Annotated in this window: 17 protein-coding genes; 9 read left to right on the top strand and 8 right to left on the bottom strand. The window is 61.4% G+C overall.

Going from position 1 to position 20,254, the window contains the following annotated elements; translation table 11 throughout:
• Nucleotides 1–39: 39 nt before the first annotated feature.
• Together rpoD and dnaG are read right to left on the bottom strand one after the other, a co-directional pair.
• Nucleotides 40–2,034, bottom strand: coding sequence for an RNA polymerase sigma factor RpoD (rpoD, locus tag FF098_RS12970; protein WP_155141139.1), 1,995 nt, complete (start codon nucleotides 2,032–2,034; stop codon nucleotides 40–42).
• A 98-nt stretch (nucleotides 2,035–2,132) separates the two neighbouring features.
• The gene (dnaG, locus tag FF098_RS12965) at nucleotides 2,133–4,052 is read right to left on the bottom strand and encodes a DNA primase (RefSeq protein ID WP_155141138.1); all 1,920 of its coding nucleotides are present in this window, start codon (nucleotides 4,050–4,052) and stop codon (nucleotides 2,133–2,135) included.
• Nucleotides 4,053–4,213: 161 nt separating this feature from the next.
• Here dnaG and FF098_RS12960 point away from each other — a divergent pair, with 161 nt between their 5' ends.
• On the top strand, nucleotides 4,214–4,810 hold the full coding sequence (locus FF098_RS12960) for a DUF1134 domain-containing protein (RefSeq protein WP_155141136.1): 597 nt from the start codon (nucleotides 4,214–4,216) through the stop codon (nucleotides 4,808–4,810).
• 175 nt (nucleotides 4,811–4,985) lie between these two features.
• Nucleotides 4,986–7,715 (top strand): glycoside hydrolase family 3 C-terminal domain-containing protein, encoded by a 2,730-nt coding sequence (locus FF098_RS12955; RefSeq protein WP_155141134.1) that lies wholly within the window; start codon nucleotides 4,986–4,988, stop codon nucleotides 7,713–7,715.
• A 57-nt stretch (nucleotides 7,716–7,772) separates the two neighbouring features.
• Here the strand turns inward: FF098_RS12955 and FF098_RS12950 are convergent, their stop codons facing one another.
• Together FF098_RS12950 and FF098_RS12945 are read right to left on the bottom strand one after the other, a co-directional pair.
• The gene (locus FF098_RS12950; RefSeq protein WP_155141132.1) at nucleotides 7,773–8,483 is read right to left on the bottom strand and encodes a GNAT family N-acetyltransferase; all 711 of its coding nucleotides are present in this window, start codon (nucleotides 8,481–8,483) and stop codon (nucleotides 7,773–7,775) included.
• A gap of 33 nt (nucleotides 8,484–8,516) precedes the next feature.
• Nucleotides 8,517–8,978, bottom strand: a complete 462-nt coding sequence (locus tag FF098_RS12945) for a GatB/YqeY domain-containing protein (RefSeq protein WP_155141130.1) — start codon at nucleotides 8,976–8,978, stop codon at nucleotides 8,517–8,519.
• Between the two features lie 252 nt (nucleotides 8,979–9,230).
• Between FF098_RS12945 and carA the strand changes: the two genes are divergently transcribed.
• Complete coding sequence (carA, locus tag FF098_RS12940; protein WP_155141127.1) at nucleotides 9,231–10,421, top strand: glutamine-hydrolyzing carbamoyl-phosphate synthase small subunit; 1,191 nt, start codon at nucleotides 9,231–9,233, stop codon at nucleotides 10,419–10,421.
• On the opposite strand, the gene FF098_RS12935 is transcribed toward carA, so the two are convergent.
• A complete protein-coding gene (locus FF098_RS12935) occupies nucleotides 10,418–10,930 on the bottom strand; it encodes a phosphoribosyltransferase (protein WP_155141125.1) in 513 nt (170 codons plus the stop codon). The two genes, carA and FF098_RS12935, sit on opposite strands and share 4 nt — an antisense overlap.
• 20 nt (nucleotides 10,931–10,950) lie before the next feature.
• On the bottom strand, nucleotides 10,951–12,348 hold the full coding sequence (locus tag FF098_RS12930; RefSeq protein ID WP_155141123.1) for a zinc-ribbon domain-containing protein: 1,398 nt from the start codon (nucleotides 12,346–12,348) through the stop codon (nucleotides 10,951–10,953).
• A 62-nt stretch (nucleotides 12,349–12,410) separates the two neighbouring features.
• Here FF098_RS12930 and ftsE point away from each other — a divergent pair, with 62 nt between their 5' ends.
• The 5 genes from ftsE (at nucleotide 12,411) to FF098_RS12905 (ending at nucleotide 16,918) form a co-directional block, all read left to right on the top strand.
• Nucleotides 12,411–13,205, top strand: a complete 795-nt coding sequence (ftsE, locus tag FF098_RS12925) for a cell division ATP-binding protein FtsE (protein WP_229714585.1) — start codon at nucleotides 12,411–12,413, stop codon at nucleotides 13,203–13,205.
• Nucleotides 13,202–14,140, top strand: a complete 939-nt coding sequence (locus FF098_RS12920; RefSeq protein WP_155141120.1) for a cell division protein FtsX — start codon at nucleotides 13,202–13,204, stop codon at nucleotides 14,138–14,140. Before ftsE ends, FF098_RS12920 begins: the two co-directional genes overlap by 4 nt.
• Before the next feature lie 139 nt (nucleotides 14,141–14,279).
• Complete coding sequence (locus FF098_RS12915) at nucleotides 14,280–14,885, top strand: YdcF family protein (protein WP_166426517.1); 606 nt, start codon at nucleotides 14,280–14,282, stop codon at nucleotides 14,883–14,885.
• A 10-nt stretch (nucleotides 14,886–14,895) separates the two neighbouring features.
• Nucleotides 14,896–15,654, top strand: a complete 759-nt coding sequence (locus FF098_RS12910; protein WP_155141116.1) for a lysophospholipid acyltransferase family protein — start codon at nucleotides 14,896–14,898, stop codon at nucleotides 15,652–15,654.
• A 184-nt stretch (nucleotides 15,655–15,838) separates the two neighbouring features.
• Nucleotides 15,839–16,918 carry a DUF2125 domain-containing protein gene (locus FF098_RS12905; protein WP_155141114.1) on the top strand — a complete coding sequence of 360 codons (1,080 nt, stop codon included), beginning with the start codon at nucleotides 15,839–15,841 and terminating at the stop codon, nucleotides 16,916–16,918.
• 15 nt (nucleotides 16,919–16,933) lie between these two features.
• On the opposite strand, the gene FF098_RS12900 is transcribed toward FF098_RS12905, so the two are convergent.
• Nucleotides 16,934–17,854, bottom strand: a complete 921-nt coding sequence (locus FF098_RS12900) for a prephenate/arogenate dehydrogenase family protein (RefSeq protein WP_155141112.1) — start codon at nucleotides 17,852–17,854, stop codon at nucleotides 16,934–16,936.
• Complete coding sequence (gene hisC, locus FF098_RS12895) at nucleotides 17,854–18,963, bottom strand: histidinol-phosphate transaminase (RefSeq protein WP_155141110.1); 1,110 nt, start codon at nucleotides 18,961–18,963, stop codon at nucleotides 17,854–17,856. Before hisC ends, FF098_RS12900 begins: the two co-directional genes overlap by 1 nt.
• 144 nt (nucleotides 18,964–19,107) lie before the next feature.
• On the opposite strand from hisC, the gene metX reads away from it, so the two are divergent.
• Entirely contained in the window at nucleotides 19,108–20,253 is a 1,146-nt protein-coding gene (gene metX, locus FF098_RS12890; RefSeq protein WP_155141109.1) for a homoserine O-acetyltransferase MetX, read from the top strand.
• The last annotated feature ends 1 nt before the right edge of the window (nucleotide 20,254 follow it).

The following is a 20,254-nucleotide window of genomic DNA, read 5'->3' as shown; positions in this document are numbered from 1 at the left end:
GCCGGGTTTTTCACTATGCGGATTATTCTCGAAGCCGGATCAGTTGTCGAGGAACGAGCGCAGCTTGCGCGAGCGGCTCGGATGCTTGAGTTTCCTCAGCGCCTTGGCCTCGATCTGGCGGATGCGTTCGCGGGTAACCGAGAACTGCTGGCCGACTTCTTCCAGCGTATGGTCGGTGTTCATGCCGATGCCGAAACGCATGCGCAGCACGCGTTCCTCACGCGGTGTCAGCGAGGCCAGAACCCGCGTTGTCGTCTCGCGCAGGTTCGACTGGATCGCCGCGTCGATCGGCAGGATCGCGTTCTTGTCCTCGATGAAATCACCGAGATGAGAATCTTCCTCGTCGCCGATCGGCGTTTCCAGCGAGATCGGCTCCTTGGCAATCTTCATCACCTTGCGGACCTTTTCCAGCGGCATGGAAAGCTTCTCGGCCAGTTCTTCCGGCGTCGGCTCACGGCCGATTTCATGCAGGATCTGACGTGAGGTGCGCACGATCTTGTTGATCGTCTCGATCATGTGGACCGGGATACGGATGGTCCGCGCCTGGTCGGCGATCGAGCGGGTGATCGCCTGGCGGATCCACCACGTCGCATAGGTCGAGAACTTGTAACCGCGGCGATATTCGAATTTATCGACGGCCTTCATCAGGCCGATATTGCCTTCCTGGATAAGGTCGAGGAATTGCAGGCCGCGATTGGTATACTTCTTGGCGATGGAGATAACGAGACGCAGGTTGGCCTCGACCATTTCCTTCTTGGCGATGCGCGCCTCGCGCTCACCTTTCTGCACAGTCTGCACGATGCGGCGGAAATCCTGCACGGTCAGGCCGGTTTCCTGGGACAGGTAACCGATCTGTTCGCGCAGATAATTGATCTGGTCCTCGGCACGCTCGGTAAAGCTGGACCAGCCACGGGTCGACAGGGAGGACACGCGCTCCAGCCAGTCCGGATCGAGTTCGTTGCCGAGATATTCGTTCAGGAATTCCTGACGATTGACGCCGTGGCTGTCGGCCAGTCGCACAAGCTTGCCTTCCAGCGCCATCAGGTTGCGGTTGATGTCGTAGAGCTGCTCGACCAGCGCCTCGATGCGGTGATTGTGCAGGCGGACATTCCGTACACGTTCGACGATGTCCTTCTGCAGCTTCTTGTATCGGCGGTGCTGCGACGGAGACAGGTCCTCGCCTTTCAGCTGCTCCTCGATCATGATGTCCTGCAGGCGACGCAGTTTCTTGAAGTCCGACGCGATTTCGTCAAAGGCTTCCATGACGCCGTCACGCAGTTCGGCTTCCATCGCCGACAGCGAAAGCGCGCCTTCGTCGAAATCCTCGTCATCGTCCTCGTCAAAATCGTCGGACTCGCGGCGCTCCTGCTCTTCGGCGGCCTTTTCTTCCTGCTCGCGATTGACCCGTTCGGCCACTTCCGGCTTGGTCATGTCGGGCTTGGACTCAGGGCCACCGCCATAGGTCGCGTCGAGGTCGATGATGTCGCGCAACAGGACGCGGCCTTCCATCAGTTCCTCGCGCCACACCGTGATAGCCTCGAAGGTCAGGGAGGATTCACACAGGGCACGGATCATCGTCTCGCGGCCAGCCTCGATACGCTTGGCAATCGCGATCTCGCCTTCGCGGGAGAGAAGCTCGACAGAGCCCATCTCGCGCAGATACATGCGCACGGGGTCGTCGGTGCGGTCCGAACCTTCCTTGGTGTTGGTGGTGACCGTCGCGCCCTCGGTCTTCTTGGTGACCGCCTTGCTCTTGGACGCATCCTCGTCATCGCTGTCGTCGTCAGAGGAATCGTCCTGGTCCTCGGCTTCCTCGCCATCGGTGACGTTGATGCCCATGTCGGACAGCTTGGCCATGATGTCCTCGATCTGCTCGGAGGAATATTCCTCCGACGGCAGCACCGAATTCAGCTGGTCATACGTGATGTAGCCGCGCTTCTTAGCGGTGGAAATCATCTTCTTTACAGAAGAGTCGGTAAGGTCGATAACCGGACGATCCTGGGGATCGTCACCGCCTTTTTTCGTTTTGCTCATTGCAATCCTTGTTCGTCTAAACTTGCCGCCCGATAGACGTTTCCGCTGCCCTTCCCCCGAGCCAGGGTCAACGTCATCAATTCAAATATAGTGCCGCGTCAGCGCTCGTCCTGCACCTTGTTGTCCGCCACCACGGCCTGACGGTGCGTATGGGTGACCCGCCAGCGTGCCTCGGAAGTCTCGTCCAGAAACGCCTCGCCAGCCGCTTCCATCTCTTCCAGCCGCAAGGGGCCATGATGAAGGTGGATGGAAAGCGTGTTCAGCCAGCCATCTTCCGCATCTTCGAGCGTTGCATCTGCGCAGGCGAATTTTGTCAATCTGAGCCGCTCGTTCTTGAGCATCTGCTCCAAGGTGCCTGCAATATGCGCAACTGTTGACATGTGGCGTGCAAGACCCTCCCTGTCAAGCGCCGGATCGGCGCTGAGGGCAGAGATTATCTCACGCAATAACGCCGACAGGTCGGCATCTGCGAGTTCGAGGTCCAGGATCGCCTCTTCCTGACGGGCAAACAGTCCCGGATGATTGAAAAGCGTAAACACCAGAAGGGCTTCGCGCTGGGAAGCGACCCGCCCCCCTTGCGCCGCGCCAGCACTGGTGCCGAGGCGGGCTTTCAGCGCCATCGACGCCTGCACTGTCGGCGCCATGCCGCCCCGACCGAAGAACCCCGGCCTGTTACCCCCGCGCGGCACGTAACCGCCTGAAAAGCCACGATTTCCACTGCCCTGCTGGCGCTGGGGGGCGTTCATCTGGTTCAGTTTTTCAGAAAAATAGCCGCCATAGGCGAGGCGCACATCCTTGTCGCCAATGCCCTTGACCAGCGTGCGCAGATGGGCGCGGAACGCGGCCTTGCGTTCCGGCGTCGTCAGGGGCTGGGCCTCGATCTCGCGGGTCCAGAGTACGTCGGCAAGCGGTAGGGCGGCATCGAGCACGCCCTGGAAGGCCTGCGCGCCTTGTGCCTTGACCATGTCATCGGGGTCCTGCCCCTCCGGCAAAAACGCGAATTTCAGGGATTTTCCGGGCCGCAGGATCGGCAGCGCCCGATCGATCGCCCGGTGGGCGGCGCCGACACCGGCGCGGTCGCCGTCGAAACACAGAATCGGCTCGTCGCAGGCACGCCACAGCAGCTCGATCTGGTTTTCGGTCAGCGCGGTGCCGAGCGGCGCGACCGCATTGCCGAACCCGGCCCCGGCAAGCGCGATCACGTCCATATAGCCTTCGCAGACGATCAGCGGATGGCCTGTCTCCTTCGGCAGGTCGGCGGCGGCCTTCCTCGCGCGCATATAGTTGTAGAGGACATGACCCTTGTGGAAGAGCGGCGTTTCCGGCGAGTTCAGATATTTCGCCTTGGCCGATTTATCGAGCGCCCTGCCGCCAAAGGCGATGACCTTGTTTTTCTGCCACAGGATCGGGAACATGACCCGGTCGCGGAAACGGTCATATGCCGCGCCATTGTCAGGCTGGATCAGCAACCCTGCCTCGACCAGCAGTTTAGGGTCGAAGCCCTTGTTGATCAGGTGATCCTTCAGCGCGGTGCGATCCGCCGGGGCATAACCCATGCCGAAAGAGCGCTGCAGTTTTTCCGGCACCTGGCGGCCTTCCAGATATTCCCGGGCATTGCGCCCCTCGATCCGCTGCAGGCTGTCGATATAGAATTTCGCCGCCGCGGCGCAGGCCTCAGCGAGGCCCTTGCGCTCTTCTTCCTTTTGGCGATCCTCATAGGTGTCCTGGGGGATATCCATGCCGGCCTGTTCGGCGAGGCGGGTGACCGCCTCGACAAAGGTCAGCTTTTGGGTGTCCATCAGGAAGCCGACAATGTCGCCCGACTTGCCCGAGGAAAAGTCGAAATAGCGCTGCTTGTCGTCATTGACGAAGAAGGACGGCGTCTTCTCGTTGGTGAAGGGCGACAGCCCGCGGAACTCGCGCCCTTCCTTTTTCAGCTTCACATGCTGGCCGATCACGTCGGATGCACGCAACCGGTCGCGCAGCTGGTCAAGGAAGTCGGGGGTAAAACGCGCCATCACGAATAAATATAGAGCGAGTCTGAGCTCTGCAATGCATGCTTTCCCCCATTGGCCCCTACTTGAAAGAGGCAATTTCGAGGCAACGGGAACGCTGGTCGTTTTAAGGCGTTTTAAGTTCACATATCGAAATTTTAAGCTCGATCGAGAGGAACAAAATCATGAAGAATGCGAAAAAACTGATGATGTCCGCCGCCGCAGGCGTTGCGCTCGTCCTGTCAGGGTGCGCCACCACGACCCCACCATCCGCCGAAGGGCAGACCCAGGAAGGGTATGCCACCTATGACCGCTCTACTGTGGTCGGTGAGGCCGAACAGTTTTTCGGCGAAGCATCCGCCGGCCTTGCTGACGTGCTGAACAAGGTCTTCACCGACCAGGGCCGTCCGCAGGCCTATATCGCCGGTGAGGAAGCCTCCGGCGCTGTCGGTGTCGGCCTGCGCTATGGCCGCGGCTATCTGTATCGCCCGGGCGCTGCCCCGGTCGAAGTGTTCTGGACCGGTCCTTCCATCGGCTTTGATGCCGGTGGCAATGCCTCGAAAGTCTTCACGCTGGTCTATGACCTCGGCCCGACGGACAATATCTATCATCGCTATCCGGGCGTTGATGGCTCTGCCTATATCGTTGGCGGTGCCGGTGTGAACTACCAGCGCAACGGCGCGGTCGTTCTTGCCCCGGTCCGCACAGGCGTCGGCCTGCGTACGGGCATCAATATCGGCTATCTGAACTATACCCGCGAATACACTGCGGTGCCGTTCTAAGCTTTATATCACTTGCACAAATATCTCAGCCCCCTGCTCTGGCAGGGGGCTTTTTGTTGCGCCGCACACTGAAAGCCGGGACTGAAAGCGCTTGGCACAGACAATGTTAGCGTGCAACAAAAGGCATCAAGAATAGCCGGAATAGGCACATCACAGGGACATTCTGGAGGAACCCATGACCACGAAACGCACCATCACACTGCTCAATTCACTGTTGTTCGGCGCAGCTTCGCTCGCTCTGCTGAGCGGTTGTAGCGACAGCACAAGCTCGGCCGAGGAGCCTGCACAGACTGATGAAGTAGAGACTGTCGAAACCGAACAGACCGAGAGCACCAACTATCCGTTCATGGACCCGTCCCTGTCGCCGGAGGAACGCGCCCGCGATCTGGTCTCGCGCATGACGCTGGAGGAAAAGGCCGCCCAGATGTATGACAAGGCCGCCGCGATCCCGCGCCTCGGCATCCATGAATATAACTGGTGGAACGAAGCGCTGCACGGCGTTGCCCGCGCGGGTCATGCCACCGTCTTCCCGCAGGCGATCGGCCTCGCCGCGACATGGGACGAGGACCAGATGCTGGAGGTCGCAACCACCATCTCTGATGAAGGCCGCGCCAAGCATCATTATTACGCTGCCGAAGATGTGTACGCCATGTATGGCGGGCTGACCTTCTGGTCACCGAACATCAACATCTTCCGCGACCCGCGCTGGGGCCGCGGCATGGAGACCTATGGCGAGGACCCGTTCCTGACCGGCCGCATGGCGGTGAACTTCGTCAACGGCATCCAGGGCGATGATGACGAGTACCTGAAAGCCGTCGCCACGGTGAAGCACTATGCCGTTCATTCCGGCCCGGAACCGTCGCGCCACCGCGACAACTATGTCGCCAACGATGCCGACCTTTGGGAGACCTACCTGCCCGCCTTCAAGATGGCTATGGATGAGGCTGACGTCGCCTCGGTCATGTGCGCCTATAACGCCGTCTGGGGCGCACCGGCCTGCGGGTCGGAACGCCTGATGGTCGACATCCTGCGCGGCGATCTCGGTTTCGACGGGTACGTCGTTTCCGATTGCGGCGCCATCGGCGACTTCTATTACGACGAAGCCAAGATCGAGACCGGCGACGCCCATTACGTCGCCCATGACTATGTCGACACCCGCGCCGAGGCGGCAGCCCTGTCAGTCAAGATGGGTACCGACGTCAATTGCGGCGATGGCTATGGCAACAAGATGGATGCCCTGCCCGAGGCCGTCGAACTGGGCCTGATCGACGAGGAAACCATCGACCAGGCGGTCATCCGTCTGTACACTGCGCTGTTCAAGCTGGGCATGTATGACGACCCGTCACTGGTGCCGTTTGCCAGCATCCCCCATTCGGAAGTCGCGAGCGAGGAAAACATCGCCCTGTCGGAAGATACGGCACGCAAGTCTCTCGTCCTGCTGAAGAACAACGGCATCCTGCCCCTGGAAGAAGGCACGAAAGTCGCGGTCATCGGCCCGAATGCCGACAATTACATGACGCTGATAGCCAATTATAACGGCATCCCGACCCAGCCGGTCACGGCGCTGGAAGGGATCGAGGCCAAGGTCGGCACGGAGAACGTCTCCTACGCGCTGGGCTCGACCATTGCCGGTGATTTCCTGACGGACTTCTCTGCCGTGCCGGAAAGCGTCCTGTTTCACCGGGCCCGCAGCGGCGAGCTGAAGCCAGGTGTAGAGGCTGCCTATTACGAGAACTCCGACCTGTCCGGCGAGCCGGGCGTGACACGGATCGACCCAAATATCGATTTCTACTGGGAAAGAGGCCCGGTCAATAACGGCCTGAATGACGAGTTCGGCGCGACTTGGGAGGGCGTTCTGGTGCCGGAAGAAACCGGCTCCTACCAGATCAAGGCATCGCGCTGGTCGACCGCCACGCTGAATGGTGAGGAGATCGGCACCGATCCGATCGAGCTGACCGCTGGCGAGGAATATGACCTGACCATGACGCTGAACTTCAACAGCGGCTGGACCCGGGACGGGCTTGAGAAGTTCGCCGAGCTGACCTGGACCCGCACCGACCGTGACCTGGAAGCAGAGGCCATGGCAGCAGCCGAGGAGGCTGATGTCGTATTGTACTTTGGGGGCATCGATTCCACGCTGGAAGGCGAGGAAATGGGCGTCGAGCTTGATGGTTTCCTCGGCGGCGACCGCACCCATATGGAGTTGCCTGCCGTGCAGGAAGCCTTGCTGGAGAAGCTGGAAGCGACCGGCAAGCCGCTCGTGATGGTCAACTTCTCCGGCTCAGCCATGTCGCTGAACTGGGCCGAGGAGAATGTCGATGCCATCGTCCAGGCATTCTATCCGGGCGAGAAAGCCGGTACAGCCATTGCCGACCTGCTATGGGGTGAGTTCTCCCCGTCTGGCCGCCTGCCAGTGACCTTCTACAAATCCGTCGACGACCTGCCGGGGTTCAAGGATTACTCCATGGCGAACCGGACCTATAAATATTTCACCGGCGAGCCGCTCTATCCGTTCGGCTACGGACTGTCCTACACCAGCTTCGATTATTCCGATGTCAGCGTGCCGGAAAGCCATGATGCCTCGGGCCCGATGACCGTGTCGGCGACCGTCACCAACAGTGGCGATATGGCGGGCCGCGAAGTGGTACAGGTCTATATCAGCCACGCAGAGCGGGCGAACCCGTCCGTGCCGCGCGTCGAGCTTGTCGCGTTTGACGTGGTCGAACTGGCACCGGGCGAGAGCCAGACGGTCAGCTTCGAGCTGGCACCGGACCGGATCGGCTATGTCGCCGAGGATGGCTCGATGGTGACACCGTCAGGCTCAAGCGCGACGATCTCCATCGGCGGCGGTCAGCCGGCCTTTACCGAGACGGAAACTGCCGAGGTCATGTTCGCTTCCAACTAGGCCAGACGCATACGTACAAAATAAAAGCCGCCCCTCACCGGGCGGCTTTTTTATGTGCTATTCGGGCAGGGCGAAAACATTGCAGGTGTCGACCGGCTCGAAGCCGAGCGCCCTGGCGACTTTTATCGAGGCGATGTTTTCCTCCACCGCGCCCCAGACGGGTGCCAGTCCGCGCCCCGCCATATCGCTAATCATCAGGGCTGCCGCCCGGCGGGCATGGCCCTTGCGGCGGAAGCCGGAGAGGGTGTCGATAGCGATATCGAACAAGGTTTCGGTGACCGCGCCTGCATAGCAGAAGGAGACCGGCCTGTCCTTCTCGAGGCTGCAGGCAACACGGCCTGTGACGGAACCGACGAGGATTTCCTCGCGCACCACTTCCGGCATTTTCACGGACCGGATGTCATTCAGGGAGAGCCATGTGGTCTCTCCCTCGTCCGGGGCAGCGACAGGCCCGGCAAGCCGGAACAGGATCGCCGGGTAATAGCCCCAGCCCGGCAGCAGCCCCTTCAGCAAATCAGCATGGGCCTCGTCCCCGACGAGTTCCATTTCCGGCTTCGCGTCCACAGCCCACTCACCAATCACCCCAGCATCCGGCGCTCCGTGCACGAACAGCGTTCGGGTGTTCCGGTTGACGAGCGCATAGTCGAAAGGCTTCTCATGCCAATAGAGCAGGTCTGCAGTTCCGGCTATCAGGCAGGACCGCGCCTCAACATGTCGTGGCGTGTCGGGAATGGTAGGCAGGACGGCGGCGGCATCTTCTGAATTCATGCCGCCCCCTCCCTTGAGCCTGATTAGGTAAACCTAATTGGCGAGGTGCTTCTTCAGCTTCCCGCCGGCGGTGCCGAAATCCATCGAGCCGGCATATTTGCTTTTCAGCGCGCCCATGCACTTGCCCATGTCCTTCAGGCCCTCGGCATCGAGTTCCTGGATGACTTCTTCGACGGCGGTATCGATCTCGGATTCTGTCAGCTGGCGCGGCAGGAATTCGCGGATCACCTCGATCTCGGCGCGTTCCTGTTCGGCAAGCTCTATACGGCCGGCATCCTCATATGTCTGGGCCGCGTCTTCGCGCTGCTTGACCATCTTGGTCAGAATGCCCAGCACTTCCTCGTCGGTCAGGCCGCCGCAGCGGTCTTCCGACCGGGCCGCGATATCGCGGTCCTTCAGCGCGGCGTTGATCAGGCGCAGCGTGCCGATGCGGACCTTCGGGGCCCGTTCCTTCATCGACGTTTTCAGCGCCAGGTTAATCTGTTCGCACAGCATATGATTCTCCATCGACCGCCTTCAGGGATGTCATTCGACATCAACCAGAGACGGGACCGCGCCTGCGGTCATTGTCAAAGCCTTGTTTTACCTAAAGAAATTAGAGCCGTTCGTTTTCTTGACCCGTTTTGCACTTTCGCATAGCTTCGCGGCAATTTGCGTGCCATCTGGCAGCTAACCCACGGAGCCAAAGAGCCGCTCAGCGCCAGCTCTTTCAGCCCCTATAGATAGGAAACGGGACACTATATTGCCATGCGGATTAGTCAAGACAGCGTGAGATCAACTTTCCCCACCGGCATCCTGGTGCTGGCGGACGGTACCGTGTTCGAGGGCGAGGGGTTCGGGGCCACCGGCAGCACCGTCGGTGAGGTCTGCTTCAACACCGCGATCACCGGTTATCAGGAGATCCTGACCGACCCGTCCTATGCCGCCCAGATCATCACCTTCACCTTTCCGCATATCGGCAATGTCGGGGCCAATGACGAAGACATAGAGAACGCCTCCCCCGCCGCCGCGACCGCCGCGCGCGGGGCGATCTTCCGCGACCGCATCACCGCGCCATCGAACTATCGCGCCCGACTCGACTTGTCTGCCTGGATGAAGCGCCGCGGCATCATCGGCCTTGCCGGGATCGATACCCGCGCGCTGACCGCCATGATTCGCGAAAACGGCATGCCCCACGGCGTCATCGCCCATTCCGCCTCCGGTAACTTCGATGTAGACGCGCTGCAGAAGAAAGCCGCGGCCTGGCCGGGGCTGGAAGGGCTGGACCTCGCCAAGGAAGTCACCACGCTGCAAAGCTATCCCCATGACGAGACCGGCTGGGTCTGGGGTTCAGGCTACGGCAAACAGGATGACCCGAACGCGCCACATGTCGTCGTCATCGACTATGGCGTGAAGCGCAATATCCTGCGCCGCCTTGCGACCGCCGGGTTCCGCATTTCCGTCGTCAACGGCCAATCGAGCTTTGACGATATCATGGCGCTGAAGCCCGATGGCGTCGTCCTGTCCAACGGCCCGGGCGACCCGGCAGCGACCGGCACCTATGCCGTGCCGGTGATCAAGCAGCTGATCGAAGCGAAGGTGCCGACCCTCGGCATCTGCCTCGGCCACCAGCTGCTGGCCCTTGCCGTCGGTGCCAAGACAAAGAAGATGGTCCAGGGCCATCACGGCGCCAATCACCCGGTCAAGGACAACACCACCGGCAAGGTCGAGATCGTGTCGATGAACCACGGCTTCACCGTCGACGAGACAACCTTGCCCGACAATTGCATCGCGACGCATACGTCGCTTTTCGACGGCTCGAACTCCGGTATCGCGCTGAAGAATGCACCCGCCTTCTCCGTCCAGCACCACCCGGAGGCAAGCCCCGGCCCGCAGGATTCCTTCTACTTGTTCAAGCGCTTCCGTGAGCTGATCGGCGGCGAGGACAAGGCGGCTTAAAGCGCGCCGATGAACGGCAGGCCGCGTTTCTGGCCGGCGTCGTCCATGCCATAGCCGACGAGGAAATCGTCAGGACCCGCTGTAAAGGCAGCATAGTCGGCATGGACCGGCTCGGCCCGGCCCGTTTGCTTGTCGACGGCAACGGCGATCTTCACGCTCGCAGCGCCACGCTCTTCCAGAAGCTTTGCCGCGAAATAGAGGCTGCGCCCTGAATCGAGCACATCGTCGGCGAGCAGCACGGTCTTGCCTTCGATCGGCTTTGTCAGGTCCTTCAGCAGTTTCACGACGCCCGACGAGGTGTGCTTGTCGCCATAGCTTGCCAGATGCAGCGTATCGATGAAGCAGTCTCCACCGGCGCGGTTGATGGCGCGGGCAAGGTCGGCACCGAACACGAAGCCGCCGGTCAGGATCGGGATCAGGACGAATTCAGTGCCGAGATCCTCGACAATCTTCTCGCCCAGCGTGGCAAGGCGGCCGGCGATCTGGTCTTCCGTATAAAGAGTGCGCATGCGTGCCCTTCGGTCTCTTATCAGTCTCTCATGCGGGTCAGGGGCGCAGGTTCCTGCGCCTCGCCCCAGCCGCTGGTCGTCTTTCGCATGAAATAGGCATTGCCGCCAAGCCCGCCTTCCAGCGCGGCGATGACTTCCGGCTGGCTGCGTTCAAGTGCTGAACGTTCCTCGGCGCTCATCACATCGACCCGAACCTGCGCGGTACCTTCAGGGGCAAGCGCCCTCGTTCGGAACGGCGTCTCGCTTTGCGGCGACAGCTGCCCTGCCCCTTCCAGCCTGAATGCCCAGCTGGAAAGCACGCGCCCGTCGGGCCCCAGCGCATCAGCGCGAATCAGGGGTGCTTTAACAACATCGCCGCCGCGGTGACTGACCGACCCGGCAAGCTCGATGACCGGCCCCTGCGGCGAGCGGGCATAGCGATGGGTGACGGTTGAAATTTCCACAGGCTCCGGCCCGCCGATCATCCCGACCGCGGTATAGGCGGCGGCGGCCTGCGGCCAGGCACGGGCAATGTCCATGCGCATGAAGATGCCGGCATAGGCGACAGCGGCGATAGCGGCATAGAAGCCGACCCAGCCGGCAAACTTCTTTGGTGTCATCCGGCGGCGGGCGCGGCGCAGCTGCTCCATCCGCCATTCGGAGACCTTGCGATCTCCGGGTGTGACCGGCCGCTCTACGCTCGCCTCGCGGCCCCGCATCACCGCACCGAGAAGTCTATCTGCCTGTTCGGCGACACCCTCCATCAGCGCAATAATGCCACGCACCATTCGACGGAATGCGCCTGGCGAAGTCTGTGTCGATACAGCAGCTTCTGCCTCGACGCTTTCTCGCGAAGCTTCTTTCATGGGAGGCCGGCCATCGGTCTTGTTGAACGCAGCACTCGGCCGCGACGGCGTCACCGGTTTCTGCTCAGGACCCTTTTCATGCTGACTGACCAGCCGGGCAATTGCCGGCACATTGAGGGCCGCATCGATGCGCTCGTCAAGACTTTCGGTCTCGTTGCTGGCCGGGCCGACCTCATGCCAGTCGGCTTCGATGATCCGCTCTTCCTGATCCTCGATATCGGTTTCGGGGGCTGCGCCGAAATAGGTTGCCGTTCCGGCCTCGTCAGCGGCCTGCTCATCTTCATATTTGTCGAACAGGGCTGCAAGCGCCGCCGATCCCTGGCTTGAACGGGCTGGACGTGAAAAGCCCGAGGAAGAACGGCCAGGTGATGAGCGGGAAGCCGTCGCCGACATGGGGCGCGAGCGGTCCCAGCGCGGCATGGTGCTGCCGATATCCGCACCGCTTCTGGCATCAGCGGCGGTCGCCATCCATGAATGATGACAAGACGCACATTTGACAGAGCGGCCCTGCGGCGGAATGCTGCCGGACGGCACGTCGTAACGGGTGGAACAGGCCGGGCAAATCAGTTTCATGCTCTCTGCCCCGTGCCAGAATCAGTCTTGTATGGCCAGCCAGTACCAAACCCGGAGCAAGCGTGGACCCGATCGCGGAATTCAACATGGTGGGCCTGTCCTATGACGGACAGATTGACGTGCTCAAGGACGTCAATCTGGTCATCCGCAATGGCGACTTCCGGTTCCTTACCGGCCCGTCCGGCGCGGGCAAGACATCCCTGCTTAAAATGATCTATCTGGCCCACAAGCCGACCAGCGGCTCTCTGTCCCTGTTCGGCCAGAACGTCGCCGACATGCCGCGCACCGACCAGCCAGCCATCAGGCGGCGTATCGGCGTGGTCTTCCAGGAATTTCGGCTGCTGGATCATCTTACGGCCTTTGAGAACGTGGCCCTGCCCATGCGCGTGGCGGGCGTTAACCAACTGGATTACCGCCAAGACGTAACCGAACTCTTAACGTGGGTCGGACTGGGCCGGAAGATGGACGCCTTGCCCGCCACATTGTCGGGCGGCGAGAAGCAGCGCGTGGCCCTGGCCCGCGCCCTCGTCTCCAAGCCCGACCTGATCCTTGCCGACGAGCCGACAGGCAATGTCGACCCGATCATGGGCGAGCGTATCATGCGGCTTCTGGTGGAGCTGAACCGGCTCGGCACGGCGGTAATCGTGGCGACCCACGATCTCGCCCTTGTGCGCCGGATGAAAAAGAACATCCTGCGGCTGAAGGACGGCAATCTGACCCTGCACGGACCCCTGAAAGATGCGGCCCCTGCCGCATCGGCGGCTGACACGACCGCCGCCACCCCTGCCCCAGAGGCCAGCATTTCGGACGAGAAGTCTGACGAGGCTACAGCCGAACCGGCGCGGAGATCCTCATGAGTATGGAACCTGCCGCCGACGAAATGGTCGTCGAAGACGACGATCACGGGCCAAAGGCAAAGCGCATGCCGCTATTGCCCGAGGCCGGTGCCGCAGGCGCGCCGCTGACAGCCGTCATCGCCGTTATCTGTTTCCTTGCCGCGCTCGCCCTCACCGGGTTCTTTTCCGTCTCAAAGGCCGCGCGGGACTGGACAGCCGACTTGCGCGGCTCGATCACCATCCAGGTAAAGGGCAGCGATGTCGGCGAGATTGCCGCCAATACCGCGACCGTCATGGAATTCCTTCAGGGCACAGAAGGCATCCTGAGCGCCGAAGCCCTGAGCCGCGAGGAAGCCGGAAAGCTGCTGGAGCCATGGCTTGGCAAGGGGAACCTGCCGGCGAGCCTGCCCGTGCCGGGGATCATCGCCGTCGAGGTCGCGCCGTCCATGCGCGGCGAGCTGGACGGGCTGGCGAGAAGCCTTGCTGCGGTCGCACCGAACGCGACCATCGACGATCATGGCGCGTGGAATGCCAGCCTTGCCGCCTCTGCCCGGGTCCTCCAGATTTTTGCCTTCGGTGTCTTCATGCTGATCATGGGGGCGGTGTGCACCGTCATCATCTTCGCTGCGCGGGCAGGGCTCGCTGCCAACCGCGAAGTGGTCGACGTGCTGCACCTGGTCGGGGCGACAGATACGTTCATCGCCAAGGAAGTGCAGCGGCGGTTTTTCATCCTTGGCCTGCGCGGGTCGATCATCGGTGTGCTGGCGGCGGGCCTTGCGGTTGTCGGTGCCGTCCTGTTGCTTGGCGGATCGATCGCCAACAGCTATTTCCTGCCGTCTTTCTCGACGGATTCAGGGCTTTTCCTGTGGCTCCTGATCGTACCGCTTCTCACCTGCCTTGTCGCGGCATGGAGCGCCCGCACGACGGTTCTTAAAACTCTTGAAAAGCGTTTCTGATAAAACCTGCCCTCACTGGCATCTACGCCCACATTACAAGCGGTTAGCTTGCCAGCATGGTTAAATACGCTAATCTCCGGTCCTCAGTGGATGAGGCCCGTGAGCAGGCTTCACCGGGTTGGGTAAGGCAGGACAGGCTTTGATACGCTTCGTTGCACAATTGCTGATCGTTTTCGCCCTCGTATGGGCTGGCGGCTTTGCCCTTTTCGTTGCGAAAGTACCCCGCGAGGGCAACGAGATCGCGTCCCTGCAGCTGCAGAACTCCGACCCTGGTGAAACGGGTATCGTCGCCCTGACCGGCGGTGGCCTGTCGCGCATTCGCGCCGCCGTCGCGTTGATGGAAGCCGGCAATGGCGCCAAGGTGCTGATCACCGGCACCCACCCGGACACGAAGGAAGAGGAACTCGCCTCCTATATCGACAATTCGGCCGCCATCTTCGAGTGCTGTGTCGAGCTTGGCCAGCGGGCGCTGACAACCCGCGGCAATGCCATTGAGACCCGTGACTGGGTCGACGAGAACGGCTTTGAGCGCATTATCGTTGTGACGACCGACTATCATATGCCGCGCGCCATCGCGGAGATTCGTCATACCATGCCAGATATCCAGGTCATTCCCTGGCCGGTGGCCTCGCCCATTGCACCAGCGCAAGACTGGATCGAATCGGGAGAAGCGTGGCAGGTTCTGGTCACTGAGTATAACAAGTTTCTGCTTGTACGCATGAGCCAGGTACTGCGGCTGGAATAGGAATAGCGTCATGCTGACCACTGTACGGTCTGCCGCATACGGCATATTATTGCCTTTAAGCGCCATCATCACCGGCCTGATCTGCCTGCCGAGCCTGCTAAAACGCGACTGGGCGCTGGCCGTCTGCAAGTGGTGGGCGAAGCTGACTCTCGGAATGCTGAAGGTCGTTTGCGGTACGGATTATCGTATCGAAGGGCGGGACAACATGCCGGCTTCACCAGCCCTGCTCGCCGTCAAGCACCAGTCCATGTGGGAGACGGTTGCGCTTACCGTGCTGCTGCCAAGGCCATGTTTTGTCCTCAAGAAAGAATTGATCGCCATACCCGTTTTCGGCTGGTGGTGCCGCGCCGCCGGATTCATCGCTGTCGATCGGGAAGCTGGCGCAAACGCCATGCGCCAGATGCTGGAAACTGCGCGTGAGCGTCTCGAGGAAGGCTGCCAGGTCCTGATCTTCCCTGAAGGCACGAGGGTTCCGCCGGGCGAGACCGGCACCTATCATCCTGGCGTCGCCGGGCTGTACAAGGCGCTGGGCACCGAGTGCATTCCTGTTGCCCATGATTCCGGCCTTTTCTTCCGCTATCCGGGCATACGCCGCGAGCCGGGGACGATCAGCCTGACCTTTCTGCCGCCGATCGAACCGGGCCTGAAGCGTCCGGAATTTCTTGCCCGGCTGAAGACTGCCATCGAGACCGAAGCCTTGCGCCTTGCTGCAGGGGAGCAAAAGGCACGACACGGCGAACGGGGTGTGGAAAAGCCCGAAATTTACTGAATTATCAGTAGCCTCAGCCAACCAAGGAAACGGAACACCTCACAAACCATTATGCCGGATGTCGGCATTAAACTTGAGACACAGCGGCAATCTGGTGCTTCTATCCAGCGGCCATGAACTGTAGGATTGCGAGCACCGCTGTCATGGGGACGAGCAAGGCGGCGGTTGATAAACGGGGTTAGGAATGAACGAATTCACACAGGACGATCAGCCGCATGATTCACCACGGGCAGCGCGATGGATGCTGTTCCTGCCACTCGCCATCGGCGCCGTGCTCGTCGTCATCTACTGGTTCGTCTGGTCATGGGGCGCAGGCGTCATGCGCGACGAGATCGCCAGTTGGAAGAGCACACAGGAAAGCGCCGGGCTGACGATCGAGCACGGGCCGATGAAAGTGACCGGCTTTCCCTTCGTCCTGCGCGCCGAACTGCCAGACCCCTATGTCGCCGATCCGACTGCGGGCTGGGCGTGGCAGGCAGAGATGCTCTATGCAGACACACCGCCCCTCTCCCCCAACCGGATCATACTCTCTCCCGAGGGCGCACAGCAGCTCAATCTGACCGAAGACAACGGCCCGAATATCTGGGACCTGACGGCCGAAACCTTCCGGGTCAGCCTGGCAGAGACAAAGACCGGCCTTGATATTCGCGGCCTCGTAGCGCGGCCCGAGGAGACTGATGGCCGGGAAGTTGCTGCCGTGGAGATCGGCTCGGTCATGGCCAATACGATGATTACGGATAACCCGGAGAACGGCAGGAGCGGTGATCTCGGCCGTTTTGCCCTGTCTGCGCGTGACATCGTTTTCGAAAAGGCCGATGGCACCCCGCCACTGGCCTTTGCCGAGATAGACCTGTCAGTCGTCGCGACAGCGATCAGTACCGTGATGAGCAGGCAGGCAGGCGAAAGCAATGTCGCGGCATGGCAGCGCGGCAATGGCGAACTGGTGATCGAAGGGCTCAGACTGGTTGTCTCCGACGGGCGCCAGGCGATACCGACACAGCTTCGCGCAAATGGCACTCTGGTCCTCGACAAGGAACATTACCCCGCCGGAACGGTGGAACTGACGCTCAAGGATCACCTTGCCCTCGTCTCCGTCCTGCGCGAACAAGGCCTGATCACACAGGAAGAAGCCGAACAGGCAGACAATGCGCTGCGATTCCTGTCTCAGGCCATGGGCGAGGAAATCAAGGCGTCATTGCAGCTGCGGGGCGGCAAGCTGCGCCTCGGTCCCGTCGCCATCATGGACCTCGACAAGGTCGGTTAAAGGAGGCGCTGAAACTCAGCCTTTCTTGTCGCGGCCAAAATTCGGTTCGGCGCTTTCCTGACCGGCCTCGATGATTGCCTTGCGCAGGCCACGCGAGCGGGTGAACGCCTTTTCCAGGGCCTCGCCATCGCCCCAGCGGATCGCCCGCTGCATCATGGCCAGTTCCTCGGAAAACCGCCCCAGCACTTCCAGCACCGCTTCCTTGTTGTTGATGAAGACATCGCGCCACATGATCGGGTCTGAGGCGGCGATACGGGTGAAGTCCCTGAATCCGCCTGCGGAATATTTCACGACTTCCGCCTCGTTGACGCTCTCCACATCGTCGGCGGCACCGACCAGCGTGTAAGCAATCAGGTGCGGCAGGTGAGATGTGACGGCAAGCGCGAGGTCGTGATGTTTCGCATCCATCTGCACCACGTCCGAGCCAAACGCGTGCCACAAGGCATCGACCCGGGCGAGCGACTGGGCATAAGCCTCATCGCCCCGCTCCATCGGCGTAATGATGCACCAGCGGTCACGGAAAAGCGTGGCGAACCCGGCGGCGGGGCCTGAATGTTCCGTACCCGCAACCGGATGAGCGGGCACGAAATGAACGCTGTCGGGCAGGCCTTGCGCCGCCGCGATCACCGAGCCCTTGCACGAGCCGACATCCATCACCACGGTGCCAGCCTTCGCCGAGGAGAGCTGTGGCAGGATTTCACCGATGGCGCCGACTGGAGTCGACAGGACGACAAGATCGCTTTGGGCAACGGCTGCTTCCAGACTGTCCGCCGCTTCGTCGATTACACCCAGCTTCAAAGCCTCGGCGCGAACCTCGGGGGACCGGTCATAGCCGATGACCTTTTTCGTCCCGGCGCTCGCCCTTGCCGCATGGGCAACCGAAGACCCGATCAGCCCGATGCCGACGATAGCGATGGTTTCAAATGGCTGGTCCATCACTTGCTCGCAAACTCGGAGATGGCATTGAGGCAGACATCGTTTGCCTCGGTCGAGCCAATGGAGATGCGCACATAATCCGGCAGGAAATAGCCGCCCATCTGGCGCACGGTCACGCCGCGGGATTTCAGGAATTCGATCAGCGCGGTGATATCTTCGACTGCTGCCTCGCCGCGCCCCCTGGCCAGCACGAAATTGCCATGGCTGTCACCGACCTCGAAGCCAAGGCCGCGCAGGCGCTGGGTGACCCGGGCGCGTTCGCGGCGGTTATGGTCGCGATTGTCATCGACGAAGTCCTCATCGCTGACGGCCGCAACGCCGGCTTCAATCGCGGCGAGCGACACGTTGAACGGTCCGCGCACCTTGTTCAGCACGTCGGCGATGGAAGGCGGGCAATAAGCCCAGCCGAGACGCAGGCCGCCAAGGCCATAAATCTTGGAGAATGTCCGGGTCATGACAGTGTTCTCAGCCCCGGTGCCAATCGCCTCGCGCACCAGCGATGTGCCTTCATCGTAATCGACCCAGTCCATATACTCAGCATAGGCCGCATCTATGACGAGCAGCACATCCTCGCGCAGGCCTTCACGCAGGCACGCGAGTTCCTCGCCGGAGACCGCCGTACCGGTCGGATTGTTCGGATTGGCGATGAACAGGATCCGGGTATTGTCGTCGACCTCGGCCAGCAATGCATCGACATCGGCGGTAAGGTTCTTCTCCTCGGCAAACTTGGTGCTTGCCCCGCAACCCTGGGCGAGGATGTGGTACACCGAGAAGCCGTGCCGCGACATGACGATGTTATCGCCGGGGCCCAGATAAGCCTTGCACAACAGCTGCAGGATCTCGTCGGACCCCGCGCCGCAGACGATCAGCTCAGGCGCCAGGCCATAGCGGGCCGCCAGCGCCTCGCGCAGCACCCGCGCCGAGCCATCAGGATAGATATGCAGCTTGCCTGCCGCCGCCTCATAGGCTTCCATCGCCTTCGGGCTCGGGCCCAGAGCGCTCTCATTGGAGGCCAGCTTGTAGACGGGACCATCATAGCCGGTCACCGCGGAGCCGGGCACATAGGGCTTGATCTCGTCGATACCGGGACGGGGCTGCGGTCGTGTCATGCTCAAATCCGTTTCCTGTTTCTTCCTGTTTCGCTGGCTATTCTTGTTTCCCGCGCGGGGCCTGCTATAGAGCACGCTTTGTGGCGCAACTGGCGTCGGCTTTCAATAGCCGCCGCCTTAGCTGAAGGTCAGGGCGAGATTTCAATGCCCAGTACGCGTGAACCATATAGCCTGCTGCCGGACGGTGCCAGCGACGTGCTGACGCTGGCAGAGCCGCTGCCGCTCGATTCAGGCGAGAGCCTGAGCGGCGTACAGGTCGCCTACAGGACATGGGGCGAGCTGAACGCAGCCAAGTCCAACGCCATCATGATATGCCACGCCCTGACCGCCGACCAGTTCGCGGTCGAGGACCACCCGGTTACCGGCAAGAGCGGCTGGTGGCAGCATCTGGTCGGACCAGGCAAGCTGATCGACACCAACCGCTATTTCGTCATTTGTTCCAACGTGCTGGGCGGGTGTATGGGCACGACCGGCCCCTCCTCCCTGAACCCTGCGACGGGCAAGCCTTATGGCCTGTCCCTGCCGGTGATCACGCTGGGCGACATGGTGCGTACGCAGGCGCGGCTGGTCGATCATCTCGGCATAGACCGGCTGCTCGCCGTCATCGGCGGGTCGATGGGTGGCATGCAGGTGCTGCAATGGGCGGCTGATTATCCCGAGCGCGTCAATGCTGCCGCGCCCATCGCCACCGCCTCCCGCCACACACCGCAGAACATCGCCTTTCATGAGGTCGGAAGGCAGGCCGTGATGGCCGACCCGGCCTGGGCTGACGGCGACTATTACGAAACCGGCGCACGGCCCGAAAAGGGCCTCGCCGTTGCGCGCATGGCCGCGCACATCACCTACCTGTCGGAAAACTCCCTGAACAGGAAATTCGGCCGCAACCTTCAGGAGCGCGAGAAGGTCGGCTTTTCCTTCGATGCCGATTTCCAGATCGAAAGCTATCTGCGTTATCAGGGCCGCAGCTTCGTCGACCGGTTCGACGCCAATTCCTATCTCTATATCACCCGCGCGATGGACTATTTCGACCTTTCGCGCGGCACGACTCTGGCCGATACCTATCGCGACTGCAAGGCGCGCTTCCTGCTGGCAAGCTTCACGACGGACTGGCTTTACCCGACGGTTGAGAGCCGTCATGTCGTCCGTGCACTGCATGCAAGCGGCGCTGACGTTTCTTTTGTCGAGATCGAAAGCGACAAGGGCCATGATGCTTTCCTGCTGGATGAGCCGGAATTTTTCGACGTGCTCGGCGGCTGGCTGAACTCCGTCGCGACGGAACAGGGGGTCTGAC

It is taken from the genome of Aquisalinus luteolus, assembly GCF_009712425.2.
GTDB lineage: Bacteria > Pseudomonadota > Alphaproteobacteria > Caulobacterales > Parvularculaceae > Aquisalinus > Aquisalinus luteolus.
The sequence above is the reverse complement of the archived record's forward strand: the minus strand, read 5'-3'. Positions and strand labels throughout refer to the sequence as shown.